The following is a 13,564-nucleotide window of genomic DNA, read 5'->3' as shown; positions in this document are numbered from 1 at the left end:
AGACCAGCGCGGGGTCCGTTCGTGGGCACGCTGATGATGCAGACGACCGCCGTCCCCGACCCGGGATTTCGACAACTTCAATGACGATCACCCCCGCCGTGGTCGTCACACAGAGGGACGGTCAACAATCGGTCACGCCGATGCCGGGTCGCAATACACCTCGATCACTTTCACCGACCACCTTGCCGAGGAGGGCATCTTGCCCTCGATCGGGTCGGTAGCCGACGCCTACGACAACGCGTTGATGGAGTGCGTAATCGGGCTGTACAAGACCGAGTGCATCCGCACCACGATCTTCCACGCCGGCCCCTACCGCAACATCGGAGACGTCGAGTACGCCACCGCCGGCTGGGTCGACTGGTACAACACCAGGCGCCTGCACAGCAGCCTTGAGATGATGACCCCCGTGGAGTTCGAGCAAGCCCATTACGCGACCCTCAACCGAGAGCCGCAACCCGTATAGAAGCGGCGGAGAACCTGGGGCGGTTCACCTTCAACGACAATGCGTAACGACGCAACGTCCCCGCTGCGCGTCCCCTCACCAGCGGATCCCGCCAGTAGGCATTCACCAACGCATCCGCCCGGCCCCACGGATCAAGAAAGAACGGAGTGCCATCACACGCACCGTTGCGCTTCGCCCAAGCCTCGACATCACCCAACCCTGGAACCACGTCGTCCACCGATACGAACCGCTGACGGAAATCGTAGAAATGAAGAGTCCAACTGTCAGCCGAAGCACTAACCATCTGCGGCTCCCCACTCACCTCGCGGCCGTTGCCCCCATCCTCACCGAACCGATTCCACAAACCGTCTTCGACACGCCTGTCGGGCAGAGAACCGGTGACTGGATGTTGCCGGGACAGTTGACCACTGCCGAGGTGCTGACCACACCGTCGAACAGATCCTTGACCGCCTCGTCGTCCCGAGCCAGCGTGTAGAGCGCGGACAGCGGCCCGCCCGTATCGTCGTTCTTGGTGCAGCTGAGCTGCGCGAGCGCACCTTTGGCGGGCACCACCGACTCGCACGCGTCCGGGGCATACCCGACCGGGAGCATCTCCCGCAGTCGCGCCTCCGCCCGCTCCTGGGTCTCGGCCTGGGTGGTGGTCGTCGTCTCGCCGGCACTGTCCCCGGCGCCGGAGGACGGCCAGAACGTCCATGCGAGCAAACCGAGACCGACGACAGCCACTGCGGCGCCGGCGACCAGGACCACCGGGCGGCGATCGCGCTGCACCGGACGGGGATTCACCGCTACTGGCGAACCATGGTGGCCGTCCCTCACTTCCGCCGGCCGGTTGCGCAAACTATCGACATGCAGCGGCCCGGTGTCCTCGTCATCGGATTCCGGCTCGTGGGGACTCATCTGGCCTAGGGTAGTTCAACTGCGACGACCACAACGGAGGACGTTCTGGTCGTGTCACCGCCGTTGCTGCGCGAAAAGCAAACCGTGAATACACGGCGTGGTTTGGCAAAGCTTGACAGAATCGGTGACCGTTACGAGTGACGTCTGGGGGGACACGGCACGGGGGGACGCTGATGTGTGGCATCTGCGGTATCTGGACTCAACACGGTCAGGCACCGGGTTCCGGTCGACTCGATCGCATGCTGGAGTCCATAGTCCACCGCGGCCCCGACGGTGCGGGCCGACTCGAACGACCGGGGCTCGCCCTCGGAATGCGCCGCTTGGCGATCATCGACCTCGCGGGGGGTGATCAGCCGATCTTCAACGAGGACGGTTCGGTGGCCGTCGTCTTCAACGGTGAGATCTACAACTTCCGCGAACTGCGCGCCGAACTCGAACGATACGGCCACCGGTTCACCACTCGTTGTGACACCGAGGTTCTCGTCCACGGTTACGAACAATGGGGTGACGAGGTGCTCCACCACCTCGCCGGCATGTTCGCGATGGCGCTCTGGGACCAGAACCGCCGCCGCCTGCTCGTCGCTCGCGATCGATTCGGCAAGAAGCCGCTGTACTACTCCCGCAACGGCACCGAGGTTCTGTTCGGATCCGAGATCAAAGCGCTTCTCGCTGCGGGGGTGTCCGCCGATGTCGACGACGCCGCGCTCCAGGACTATCTGGCGTTGCGTTACGTCCCCAGCCCGCGAACTCTCTTCCGAGCGATCCGTCAACTCCCGCCAGGTCACAAGATGGTTCTCGACGCCGACGGTGTTGCGATCGACCGGTGGTGGCGTCTGCGCTTCGACGGAAAGCACCAGACCACGCTGACAGAGGCCGCGGACGCCGCCGAAAACCTCATTCGGGCCGCGGTGAGCAGGCGCCTCGTCAGCGATGTGCCACTGGGGTGTTTTCTGTCGGGAGGCCTGGACTCGAGCGTCGTGCTGTCGTTCATGGCGGAGCTGTCGGACGAGCCGGTGCGCACCTTTTCCATCGGCTTCGACGAGGGGTGGGCCAGTGACGAGCTGGCGGCTGCCCGCTCGACCGCGCAAGCTTTCGGCACCCACCACCACGAGACCCGTTTGGGCCCTTCCGAGTTCCTCGAACTGATGCCCACCGCCGTCTGGCATCGTGACGAGCCGTTGGCCGAGCCCTCAGAGATCCCGCTGCTCGCACTGTCCCAGATGGCGCACACGCGCGTAACGGTGGTGCTCTCGGGGGAAGGAGGCGACGAGTTGTTCGGCGGCTACCCGAAGTACCGGGTGGACGGGCTTCTGGACCGTGCCGGCCGTCCCGCCCGAGCCGTCCTGGGAGAACGCGTGATACACAAGCTGGCCGACTGGCACCGGCTACCTCGGCGGGCGCGCATGGCCGTCACCGCCCTGGCCACCGCCGCACCAGGCGAACGCTGGCCGGCGTGGTTCGGCGCCGACCGGCTCGCCGGACTGTCGCCTGACGCCCTGCGGCCACTGGAATCGCTGCTGTCCGGCATTGACACCGGCCTGGACCCCCTTGATCGGATGCTCGCGCTGGATGTCGAAAGCTATCTCGTGGACAATCTTTTGGTACGTGGCGACAAGATGACGATGGCAGCATCCATCGAAGGACGGATGCCACTGCTTGACCACGAACTGGCCGAGTTCGCAGCCCGGCTGCCGGCGCACCTCAAGGCCTCCCCGCGCCATACGAAAATAGTGATGCGCGAGGTGGCCCGGCGCCGACTTCCTGCAGAAGTGTTGTCACGCAAGAAGATCGGCTTTGCAGTTCCGGTAGGCCCCTGGTTTCGGGGCGGCCTGGGCGCCGCACTGGAACGGTTGACAGCAGGCACGCAGGCACGGCCCTACCCGCTGGTGGATCCGGAACGTGTACGCCGTGCGCTCGCGCTTCACAGGTCCGGCCGATATGATTTCGGCAAGGAGTTGTGGAGCGTCCTGACGCTAGAGGTGTGGGCAAGGATCTTCCTCGACGGGAACGACCCGGCGAGCCTTGCCCTACAGTGCTGAATCACGTTGTACGGTCAGAGCGCACCTTCCTCACCGGCAGCACGAAACCCTGTGTGATACACGATGCCGGTGGGCTGCGCTCCCTCCCGGTAATAGCCCTCCTTGTAGTAGCAGGTGGTTGTGCCGGGGACGAGTGTGCTGAGAAAATACGTGTCGGACCCGTCGAAGAACGTTTGCCGAGCACCGTTGAGCCACAACCTGATCCAGCCTCGGGATGGATCAGTGGACCAGTTCACCTGCATCTTCACGTCGTGCCAGGTTCCCACATTCAACGGCGTCTCGAAGACGGTGTGGCTGCCTTGGTAGACGCCGGGCCGGCTCTGCTCTTCGACATCCAATGACCAGTAGCCGTTCCGGGTTCCGACGCTCCATTCGAATCCGGCACTGCCTCTGCTGGAGTTCGGGTGCCACCCATTGGTGACACCCCACCCCAGGTCAGCGTGATTCTTCGGGAAACTCGGATCGAACATGGTGGAGAACGCATACCAGCGCACCTGCCCTTCCCGGCCGCCGGTATCGCTTGCGCTGGAACCTACATCGGAGCGTTCACCAGCAGCGAAGCCGGACCAGTCACCAGATCGGACCTCGAAACGAGCGGCTTTGCCCTTCACCGGATCGTTCACGACCGTGGCCGGATAGGACGGCACATATCTGGCGCCCGGGCCGTTGTAATCCCGGTTCTGCACACTCGGCCACTGACTGAAATCGCCCGTCGAGTAGTCGCCGACGAACATCGGCTGCGCTTTCCCGTGGGGCAGAGCGATCCCGCTGACGCAGCCGGCGGCCATGGCGACGGCGATGACGGCCATCAGCGTAAGCGTGTTCCGCAGATAAGACATGGCGACTCCTTCGCAGCTCTTTCGATGGCCGAATATGCGGCCCTGGTCATTCACTGGTTATTCACTCGGAATCCTCACCACGGTGCCGGAGTTGATGCACCGTCGACGACAACTCACGCCATGCGGCCGGCGCGAACAATGCAAGACCGATCCCGTAGAGCGCGAGATAGCCCACTGCCTCCGCGACCAGCACCGCCGAGCCCAGCACGAGACCGCGGTGATCCGAATGAATCAGCGTCAGCTCCAACACCTTGACCGCCGTGGCGGGAATCACCGCGATCAGGATCGGCGGCATCAGGCGGTGTGCGAGCTCGCCGAAGGACACCGCGGCAAGAGGCCGCGCGAGAAGCAGGCTGAGCATGCCGGCGGTCAACGAAGACGCCGACAGAGCGAGCCCGACCCCCGTCAGTCCCAGCGGAAGCAGCGCGAACAACAGACCGATACCCAGCACGGAGCTCACGATTGTCACCCAGTGCAAGCGGCGAGTTCGGCCGATCCCCTTGATCGACTCCATGCCGACCGCCATCAACGCCACTCCCGGTCCGACCCCGGCCAACGCGACCAGCATCACACCGGCTCCGCGCCACGTCTCGCCGAGCAGCACCGTGACTAACGGCTCACCGGCGGCGACGATAAAGAAGGCGACCGGGATGATAAGGCACCAGAGCACCTGCAGGGCGCGCAGGAACGCGGATCGAAATCGCTCGACGTCACCGGCCAGCCGGGAGAACGCCGGGAACAGCACGTAGGACCCGACATCGATCACCGCGATTTCCGGCAACGACCCGAGTCGGCGACCGTATCGGTAGTAGCCCAGCGCGGCGGCATTCAACGCCGCACCGACGACAGCGGTTTCGACAAGGGTGCGGGCTTGGTTGATCACATTCCAAACCACCAGTGGCAGAGAGAATCCTGCCAGTTCACGCCATAGCGCAATCGACGGTCGCCCGCGCATACCCGGTCGCCACCCTGCGAGGGTCCAGCTCGCGATTAGCCATGCCACGACTGAACCGTACGAGCCGATGACCAGACCCCACACACCGAAACCGTTGGCGCACAGAATTACCGAGGTAACGGCGAAGGTCACCACGGTGACCGGCTGTACGACGTAGCGTTCCCGGAAATCGAAGCGCCGCTGCATCAGCGCGTCGGGCACGTAGGTCAACGCATGTAAGACAATCGTTCCGGACGACACCGCCGCGATCAGCCCCACGATGTCGCTGCCGAAGATCCGCGCCATCAGCGGGGCGCTCGCCAGGGCGAGCACCGCCCATCCGACACCGGCGAGCAGTGTCGACCAGAAGACCGTTGCGGTGGCGTCATCGAGCCGGTCCTGACGTTGCACCAGCGCGTTCGCCATCCCCCCTTCGGCGATGGTGACCAGAAATCCGGACAGCACGGTGCCGGCGGCGAAATAGCCGACCTCGGCTGGGGAAAGCAGCCGGGCCAGCACCAGCGTCTGGGCCAATGACACCAGTTGGGTGAAGACCAGCATGCCCGACGCGATGGCTGCGCCGCGCCGCAACGTGCCCGACAGCGAACCCGGCGTTCCCGCTTCGGTGTCTACGACGTCCGGACCGGACTGGCTAGTCATGAGGGGCGCTCATGGTGAGGCTTCCAACATCATGGTGCCGGGGCGGCGAGGGGCGTTCCAGTCGCCTTTGGGGTGGCGATCGAACAAGGCCCGCCACGGTGCCGCCGCGACGCTCCATCGGTAGCGTGCATGCAATAACGCGTTCGCGTTCGCCCGTAGTCGCATTCGCCGCGCCGGACCGTCGAGCAGGTCGAGCACCGCCTCGCCGAACGCGCCACCGTCGGCGATCACCAGGTGCTCACCGTCCACCACGTCCGGCATCGCCTCGACCCCGCGTGCCGTCGAGACCACGACGATGCCCATCCCGAACGCTTCCAGCACCTTGTTCTTGATTCCGCTTCCCGTCAGCATCGGATTGATCATCACCGGATATCGAGAGACGACGGCACGAAGATCCGGCACGAAGCCTGCAAGATGGACCAGGGGTTCCCCGTGGGCCAGCCGAACCAACCACTGCGGGGCGTTGCCGCCCACCACCTTCACTTCGACCCCGGAGCGCCGGAGCATCGGCCAGACGTCGATGAAGAAGTGTTCGAGCGCAGCCATATTGGGCTCGAAATCCAGATTGCCCCAGAACACGACGCCGCGCCGGTGCGCAGGTGGCGGCATAGGTGCGAGGAAAGCCTCGTCGACGCCGTTGGGAACGGTGTGCAAATTCGCGCTGACACCACTGAGCCGAACGATCTCAGCGGTGTCGACCTCACTGACGGTGACAACATCGTCGAACGCGGAGGGCAGCCGCGCCTCAGTCCTGCGGGCACGGTACAGCTCAACCGCGTCGACCCAGTTTCCGGTGCGCAATCCTCCCGCATGCCTAAACGCCCTGCTCATCCTCAGCGTCATACTGTCGCAGAGATCGAGCACCTTGGGACCATCGCGAAAATCCGCCACCAGTTCGGCGAGATCCGCACCGAACACGACAATCCGGTTGATACCCCGTTCGGCCACCACGTCGGCCAACACCTCTCGTGCCGCTGCGAATTCGCGGGGGCGAGTCCTACTCAAGTAGTGGTCGTCGCTGAGGCGCACATGCCGTCGCAGCGATCGCCGCCCATCCAAGATAGGTGGGCACTCGGTCACACTGCTGAACACGGTGGAGACGTCAGCGGCTCCGACGCGTCGGGAAGGCAGCGGATACAGCGGGGTCACCAACAGGTGAACCTCGTCCGGAATCAACTGACACAGCGGTTTGGTGCGCAGATCCGTTCCATTCGTCGGTGTGTCGACCCGTGTCGAGGTCAGCGCCAGAGTGGGCATGAACCCCTACCCCACTTCCGGCCAGGTCAGCCGACCCGTGTCGCGGACCGCCTCGACGAACTCGGCCAGTGTGCCGACCGTCTCGAACACCTCGGCGGTGAGGTCTTCGTCGTCGATCTCCAGATCGAACTCCCGCTCCAGCGCGACGGCCAAGGCGACCACCGCCATCGAATGCAATTCGGGCATGCTGTTGAACAGCGGGGTGGTTGCGTCGAGCGAATCAGCACGGTTCTCGATGCCCAGTGTGGTGACGATGATGTCGATGACCGCGTCGACTGTGGCCTTGTCGCTTCCCATTGCGGTTCCCTCCCTGATGGTTTCGTATAACTTCAGCTGTACTTCTACCCGGTGCCGCGTGGCCGTCTGCTCTGCCGGGTGCGGCGATGGTCGTGTTCACAGCCGCAGATCGTCCCGGATTGCGGCGCGGTCGAACTTGCCGTTGGGCGAGCGTGGGATGTCCTCCCACGCCACGACCGACGACGGCAGCATGTACCGCGGCAGTCGCTGCTTGAGGTCGGCGACGAGCGCGGCGGCGTCGAAATCCGCGGGGTCGACGGGGGTGACGATGAGAATCACCCGCTGGCCGAGATTCTCATCGTCGACACCGAGTGCTACCGCAGCCCGGACCCTCTGCGTCGCGTACGCGACTTCTTCGATCTCGGTAGGACTGACGCGGTAGCCGGACGTCTTGATCATGTCGTCACCGCGGCCGACGAAGTACAGGAATCCCTCCTCGTCGGCGACCACGGTGTCGCCCGACCAGACTGCCAATTCCTCTGCGCGCCAGCCCGCCCCTGGCCGGGCGACCGGTTTGAACCGCTCGGCAGACCGCAGCGGGTCGTTCCAGTAGCCGAGGGCGACCAGCGGTCCACGGTGCACCAGTTCGCCCTCCTCGCCCGGGTCGCAACGCGAACCGTCGGGTCTGAGCACCAGGATCTCGGCGTCCGGAATCGCCTTGCCGATCGAATCCGGCCTGCGGTCCACTTCGGTTGGGTCGAGATAGGTGGACCGGAAGGCCTCGGTCAGGCCGTACATCAGGAACGGCTTCGCCTGCGGGAACAGTGAGCGCAGTTGGTCCAAGGTCGGCTTGGGTAGCCTGCCGCCGGTGTTGGCGAAGTAGCGCAGCGCCACTCTCGCCTCGGGCGGCCAGATCTGCTCGGCAATCTGGATCCAGAGCGGAGGTACACAGGTCAGCGCTGTAACCCGGTGCCGCGCGCACAGGCGCGGAACTTCGGACGGCCTGAGGTAATTGGTCAGCACCGCGTGCGCACCGACGCTAAACGCGGTGGTGAGTTGGCTGAATCCGGCGTCAAAACTCAACGGAAGAGCGGCAAGCACAACATCGTCCGCGCTGTTCTGCAGGTAGTGAGCGACGCTCTCGGCACAGGCAATCAAGTTGCGGTGGCTCAGCACAACCCCTTTCGGGCGGCCCGTGCTCCCCGAGGTGTAGAGGACCGCGGCGATGTCCAGATCGATCGCACACTCGGGTCCGGTCTCCGACCCGGTGAGAGCACAGAATTCAGCCCACGAGTGCAGAGTGTGCCGGCCGGCGTCATCGGGAAGGCCGCCAGTCCCGACCAGCACGACATGTTCGAGCGAGAGGCAGTGGTCCAGTTCGTGACGAAGCATCGCCCACCGTTCCGGCGAGGTCACCAGAACGGTCACATCGCAGTCGTCGATGATGTGACGCACCTGCGCCATCCTCAGCGCCGGGTTCACCGGTACGAACACCCCACCGGCGGCCGAGGTCCCGAACACAGCGGCGACCGTCTCCATCCGTTTCTCGAGATAGATGGCGACGCGTTGCTCCCGCTGCAGACCCAGAGCAGCCATGCCTGCCGCAGCACCCTGGACGCGCGCCCACAACTGTCCATAGCTGACGGTCTCGGCGAGGTACGTCAGCGCCGGGCCGCCGGGATCCGAGCGGGCGCGTTGCTCGATCAGATGGTGCACGTTGCTTCTCATGTCGGGTGCCGGTCCTTTCCGGTGGTGACGCGGCGCTTGCCTGGAACGCCGTGTCACCAGCGCATGCAGGTGAGCTCGCTGTACAGGAAGTCGATCTGGTCGGGGCGCAACATGTCGCTGCGGAACATCTTGGCCCTGGGCGACACCCGTACTGATCGCGGGAAGTCGCCGGCGACCACGTGTGCCTCGATGAGTGTGGCTGCGATACCGTGACGCAAGAGCAGGTGCCGGAAGAAGTGGGGCGCCGCGGCCCGGAACAGATCGGTGTCGCTCACGTACACCAGTGACGCGAATGACCGGATGTTCTTGCGCCGAACACGCCGGAAGACCACGTGGCAGGTCTGACCGCCCATCACGATCGCGACATGTCGCACCGCCGCGGCGCGGGCGTGGTCGCGGTAACGCGCCAGGTCCTCACCGTTGAGGACGCTCGCGATCGTCTTGCGGCGCGAGTAGATCCGGATGCCTCGTCGGCAGATGGGCCAGGGCAGATTCGCAACGGCACACGTCGTCGTGTCGAGGTACACGAAGCCGAGGCGAGCGTTGAGGACTTGCACGTCCGACGACGGGGACAGATCAGTGAAATGATAGGACTTCTGCCGCAGCAGAGCCCGCAGCAGGCTCAGCGCATGTGACCGGTACCGTTCCGCCACGCACCACGCTGTGAGATTGCAGAAGCGGTGCCTGACACCGTCGATCCTCCGTTCGGAGTAGATCGCGAGGTGGGCACCCACCACCCTGCCGTCGCAGCGCAGCATGAAACCGTAGTTGGGTTGCTCCACCTCCCAGCTCGGGACGACGTCGGATGCCCACCGTTCGACGGGCACCGCAGGGTCGAGCTCGTCATGGAGAAACTGTGCCACCGCGGGCAGGTCCGCCGCCGTGATCGGCTGCAGATGGACATCGAGCTCGTCGGCTGGGGCGGGTATCAGCCGGTTAGCCGCCTCAGACAGCGACATCGCTGGCCGCTTCCCCGACATCCGAATTCAGCGCCGGGGCCTTGAGTTTGCGCCCAGGACGCAATGAGAAGCCGGAGACTTTCAACTTGAACACCGCGAAAGACTGGTCCGTCGATAATCCCATCCGGGGCAGCTCGAGCGGATCGCTGCGGGCATCGACGAAACCGTTGGTCGTGGTGAGCGCCCACCGTATCCCGTTGTTTCGCAGCACTTCTTTGGCGCGATCGTCGTAATCCTGCTCGCATCCGTTCGGGTAGGCGAATACGGCCGGGGCCCGGCCGGTGTGGTTCTCCACCGCGCGGCACGATTCTGTGATCTCGTGCCCGACCTTGTCGTCGTCGCAGCGGGCCAGGATCGGATGGGTGACGGTATGCGGGTAGAGCGTCACCAGCCCGTCGGCCGCGAGCGCGGCCGCCTCATCCCAGGACAGCAGCTGGAAGGGTCCGCCGTGTGCGGCCGACTGTGCGCCCAACGCACCGACGACGGAATCGACTCCTGTGATCCGCTCGGCGTCGGGAAGCTGTTTGAACAGCTGTGTGACCGAGTCCCTTACCGTGATCCGTTCGGCCTCGGTAGACAGGGGGCATTTCCCGAGACCTAGGTGCGAGAGGTCGATCTCGGTCCGGTTCGTCTGCGCGAAGGCACTCCACAGTTGGTCCGGCCACAACAACTCGCTCGTGCCCATCGGCCCCGTCGCAAGAAACACCGCCGCAGGCACGGCGAGCTCCCGCAGCACCGGTGCGGCATTGGTCAGGAGGTTTCGGGTGCCGTCATCGAAGGTGACCGCAGCGGCACGGCCGGGCAGTGTTCCGTCCCTGAGCCGGCCTAGCGCCTCCTCGAGTGGGAGGACGTTGAAGTGTCTGCGCACGTAGTCGAGGTCGCGCCGAAGTGTGGCGGTGTCGATGACCCAGTCGCACGGTGGAGACAACGGCTCGCTCTCAACACCGTGGAACATCAGGATCGCCAGACGGTGGGAACGCCGCCATCGTGCCAGGATCGGAACTCCGAGTGCGCACAGCGACCGGGCAGCCAGTTCCTTCAGCATAGCCTTCATCGTTTCTCCTGGATCACAGCCATCTGATATGCCTCAATGGTCTTCGCGGCCACCGTCTCGGCCGAGTACCGGTGCAGCGCGAGCTGGTGCGCACGGCGCCCGAGCGTCCGTGACAGTCGTTCGTCCACAGCTACTTTGAGCATCCGATCAGCAAGCATCGCCTCATCACCGGAGTCCACGAGGAAACCGGTCTCACCGTCCTCAACCATCTCCGGTATTCCGCCGACGCGGCTTGCGATGACGGGTTTTCCTGCGGCCATCGCCTGAGCGACGATCGTCGGCGCGTTCTCCTGGTGCGAGAACAGCACGACAGCGCGGGCTCGGGTGAGCTCCCGACGAAGCTCTTCGTTGCCGACCGGGCCGACGACATCCACGCCGTCGTCGAGGCCGAGAGCTCTGATTCGGTCCAGCACCCGGTCGGAGTAGCGCTGGTCGGGGTGTGGGCCGACGAGTGCCAGCGTTGCCTCGGCCAGTGACATCCGCACCTGTGCGAACGCATTCACCACGCCGAGCGGGTTCTTGTTCGGAGTGAACACACCGGCGAACAGCAGTCGCGGAGGCGTCGGCGGCGCCGGTGCCAGCGCGAAGAACTCTGGGCCGGTCGCATTCGGGATACTCACCCGAGCGCCCCTGATCGGCACATCCAAAACCTCGGTGTCCCACTGCGAGAGCGATATGACGACTTTGCCGCGACGCAGCACCCGCCGCTCCAGGCTGCGGATCATGCTGTCCCGCAGCGTGCCTCTCAGACCGGCGTTGTCCGTGGTATCGGTACTGTGGCCGGGCAGTGTGACCCCGTGGACGGTGATCACCGCGTCGCGGCTGCAGTGCTGCGCGATGGCGCCGTACAACCCGATCTCCTGTCCGTGTACCACGTCTGGGTTTACCTGGGCCGCCAGCTTGCGGGCCTTCCGCCGGTCCAGGAAGCATCCTGTAACGGTCCGCCATCGGCGTTGACCACGTAGGTAATGCACTTCCACCTTCGGACCCTCGCGCCGGTAGCCGGTTGACGCATCACCCTCGTGGAAGCGCAGCACGGTGACACTTTCGATGTCATCGCGGGCAGCCAGCGCGGGCACCAGTGTGCTTGTCGCCGACTCGATTCCACCGCTGACCTTTCCGGGCTCGAGGGGATACGGTCCCATCATCAGGACTTTCAGACCCATGCTCACCACCCGATTCCCTGATAGTGCGGTGTTCTGCGCAGGAGTTCCGCACCGGGCAATCGCACCAGATCCACGATGAACCGATCGGATCCTGCGCGGTCGATGACATCGACGACCTTGGGGTCGCGCGATCCGACGACCAGCAGTTCACCGTGCTCGAACACAGCATCGGCGTCGTCGGTCAGCAGGTCGCCGATGTGGGGAAGTTGCTGACTGATAAAGGTCTTGTTGGCACCGGTCAGGCGCGACAGCACGACGGTCGGGTCGTAGATCTTGACGTCGAACCCCTTGCCGATCAGCCGTTCGGCGAGTTCCAGCATGGGGCTGTCGCGCAGATCGTCGGTGCCCTGCTTGAACGAAAGTCCGAAGATTCCGACCCGATGCAACCCGGTGGCCAGAACAAGGTCCACGGCTCGGCGCATGTGGCTCTCGTTGGACGCCAACAGGTTCGCCAGCAGGGGAACGTCGAGATCGTTTCGGCGCGCGGTGTGGGTGAGCGCACGGACATCTTTGGGCAGGCATGACCCGCCGAACGCGAAGCCTGGCCGCAGGTAGGCCGTGCTGATGTTCAGCTTCGTGTCCGCGAGGAAGATCTCCATGACGTCGTGGGAGTCCAGGGTCAGCGCCGAGCAGATCGCGCCGATCTCGTTGGCGAAGCCGACCTTGAGCGCATGGAAGCTGTTGTCGACGTATTTGGTCATCTCGGCGACCTTGATCGGCACTTGGAACTGCCGGCCCGGAAGGCCGTCGTAGAGTGCTAGCACGGTCTTCCCACTCCGACAATCAGTCTCGCCGACAACGGTCTTCGGCGGGTTGAAGAAGTCCCGCACGCTGGTCCCCTCTCGGAGGAACTCCGGGTTGACGCACACGCCAAAGTCCACTCCAGCCCGTTTACCGGAGACCGACTCCAGTCGGGGGATGAGAAGCTTCTCGCAAGTTCCCGGAATCATGGTGCTGCGATAGACCACCACATGCCGACGGTCCTTCTTGGCCAGGGCCGCGCCGATCGCGTCGGTGACCTGTTCGAGGTATTCGGTGGACAGTCCGCCACCATGGGCAGACGGGGTACCGACGCACACCAGTGACAGGTCGGTGTGCAGGACGGCGGTTGCCGTATCGGTGGTGACGGTCAGATTTCCCGTGGCGACCGCCTCGGCGGCAAGGTCACCCAGTCGTTCCTCCACCACCGGTGAATTACCGCGGGCCAGGGCGTCCACCTTGTCCTGGTTCACGTCGACACCGATCACCCGATGCCCCTGCGCAGCCAGGCACACCGCGCTGACGCAACCGACGTAACCGAGCCCGAACACACTCACCGAAGTCAACATCCG

General features: G+C 64.6%; 11 protein-coding genes and 1 pseudogene. 2 read left to right on the top strand and 10 right to left on the bottom strand.

Annotated elements, in window-relative coordinates; translation table 11 throughout:
- Positions 1–133: 133 nt before the first annotated feature.
- Positions 134–463: pseudogene (locus tag ACTWP6_RS17250) on the top strand (transposase); the annotation flags it as partial.
- Positions 464–760: 297 nt separating this feature from the next.
- Here ACTWP6_RS17250 and ACTWP6_RS17245 read toward each other — a convergent pair.
- Positions 761–1,360, bottom strand: coding sequence for a hypothetical protein (locus ACTWP6_RS17245; RefSeq protein WP_443188336.1), 600 nt, complete (start codon positions 1,358–1,360; stop codon positions 761–763).
- A 173-nt stretch (positions 1,361–1,533) separates the two neighbouring features.
- On the opposite strand from ACTWP6_RS17245, the gene asnB reads away from it, so the two are divergent.
- Entirely contained in the window at positions 1,534–3,399 is a 1,866-nt protein-coding gene (gene asnB, locus ACTWP6_RS17240; RefSeq protein WP_260755490.1) for an asparagine synthase (glutamine-hydrolyzing), read from the top strand.
- Positions 3,400–3,413: 14 nt separating this feature from the next.
- On the opposite strand, the gene ACTWP6_RS17235 is transcribed toward asnB, so the two are convergent.
- From ACTWP6_RS17235 to ACTWP6_RS17195, 9 genes are all read right to left on the bottom strand, one after another.
- Positions 3,414–4,238: a polysaccharide lyase gene (locus ACTWP6_RS17235; RefSeq protein ID WP_443188335.1), complete on the bottom strand. Its 825-nt coding sequence runs from the start codon at positions 4,236–4,238 to the stop codon at positions 3,414–3,416.
- 61 nt (positions 4,239–4,299) lie between these two features.
- Positions 4,300–5,832, bottom strand: a complete 1,533-nt coding sequence (locus tag ACTWP6_RS17230; RefSeq protein WP_443188334.1) for an oligosaccharide flippase family protein — start codon at positions 5,830–5,832, stop codon at positions 4,300–4,302.
- Positions 5,833–5,841: 9 nt separating this feature from the next.
- The gene (locus tag ACTWP6_RS17225; protein ID WP_443188340.1) at positions 5,842–6,783 is read right to left on the bottom strand and encodes a glycosyltransferase family 4 protein; all 942 of its coding nucleotides are present in this window, start codon (positions 6,781–6,783) and stop codon (positions 5,842–5,844) included.
- A gap of 312 nt (positions 6,784–7,095) precedes the next feature.
- Positions 7,096–7,386 (bottom strand): acyl carrier protein, encoded by a 291-nt coding sequence (locus ACTWP6_RS17220; RefSeq protein WP_260755493.1) that lies wholly within the window; start codon positions 7,384–7,386, stop codon positions 7,096–7,098.
- A gap of 96 nt (positions 7,387–7,482) precedes the next feature.
- The gene (locus ACTWP6_RS17215; protein ID WP_443188333.1) at positions 7,483–9,054 is read right to left on the bottom strand and encodes an acyl-CoA ligase (AMP-forming), exosortase A system-associated; all 1,572 of its coding nucleotides are present in this window, start codon (positions 9,052–9,054) and stop codon (positions 7,483–7,485) included.
- Positions 9,055–9,107: 53 nt separating this feature from the next.
- Positions 9,108–10,013, bottom strand: coding sequence for a hypothetical protein (locus ACTWP6_RS17210; RefSeq protein ID WP_443188332.1), 906 nt, complete (start codon positions 10,011–10,013; stop codon positions 9,108–9,110).
- Complete coding sequence (locus ACTWP6_RS17205) at positions 10,000–11,067, bottom strand: polysaccharide deacetylase family protein (protein ID WP_443188331.1); 1,068 nt, start codon at positions 11,065–11,067, stop codon at positions 10,000–10,002. Before ACTWP6_RS17205 ends, ACTWP6_RS17210 begins: the two co-directional genes overlap by 14 nt.
- A complete protein-coding gene (locus tag ACTWP6_RS17200; protein WP_443188330.1) occupies positions 11,064–12,233 on the bottom strand; it encodes a glycosyltransferase family 4 protein in 1,170 nt (389 codons plus the stop codon). The genes ACTWP6_RS17205 and ACTWP6_RS17200 overlap by 4 nt, the downstream gene beginning before the upstream one ends.
- A gap of 2 nt (positions 12,234–12,235) precedes the next feature.
- Positions 12,236–13,561, bottom strand: a complete 1,326-nt coding sequence (locus ACTWP6_RS17195) for a nucleotide sugar dehydrogenase (protein ID WP_443188329.1) — start codon at positions 13,559–13,561, stop codon at positions 12,236–12,238.
- Between the last annotated feature and the right edge of the window lie 3 nt (positions 13,562–13,564).

Source organism: Mycobacterium sp. 4D054 (genome assembly GCF_052245755.1).
In the GTDB taxonomy this organism is placed as follows: domain Bacteria; phylum Actinomycetota; class Actinomycetes; order Mycobacteriales; family Mycobacteriaceae; genus Mycobacterium.
This window is presented reverse-complemented; position numbering and strand designations above follow the sequence as displayed.

Excerpts from the sequence above, each read along its gene's own strand:
- ACTWP6_RS17245 (WP_443188336.1), bottom strand. The coding sequence starts at position 1,360 with ATGAGTCCCCACGAGCCGGAATCCGATGACGAGGACACCGGGCCGCTG.
- asnB (WP_260755490.1), top strand. The coding sequence starts at position 1,534 with ATGTGTGGCATCTGCGGTATCTGGACTCAACACGGTCAGGCACCGGGT.
- ACTWP6_RS17235 (WP_443188335.1), bottom strand. The coding sequence starts at position 4,238 with ATGTCTTATCTGCGGAACACGCTTACGCTGATGGCCGTCATCGCCGTC.
- ACTWP6_RS17230 (WP_443188334.1), bottom strand. The coding sequence starts at position 5,832 with ATGACTAGCCAGTCCGGTCCGGACGTCGTAGACACCGAAGCGGGAACG.
- ACTWP6_RS17220 (WP_260755493.1), bottom strand. The coding sequence starts at position 7,386 with ATGGGAAGCGACAAGGCCACAGTCGACGCGGTCATCGACATCATCGTC.
- ACTWP6_RS17215 (WP_443188333.1), bottom strand. The coding sequence starts at position 9,054 with ATGAGAAGCAACGTGCACCATCTGATCGAGCAACGCGCCCGCTCGGAT.
- ACTWP6_RS17210 (WP_443188332.1), bottom strand. The coding sequence starts at position 10,013 with ATGTCGCTGTCTGAGGCGGCTAACCGGCTGATACCCGCCCCAGCCGAC.
- ACTWP6_RS17205 (WP_443188331.1), bottom strand. The coding sequence starts at position 11,067 with ATGAAGGCTATGCTGAAGGAACTGGCTGCCCGGTCGCTGTGCGCACTC.
- ACTWP6_RS17200 (WP_443188330.1), bottom strand. The coding sequence starts at position 12,233 with ATGGGTCTGAAAGTCCTGATGATGGGACCGTATCCCCTCGAGCCCGGA.
- ACTWP6_RS17195 (WP_443188329.1), bottom strand. The coding sequence starts at position 13,561 with ATGTTGACTTCGGTGAGTGTGTTCGGGCTCGGTTACGTCGGTTGCGTC.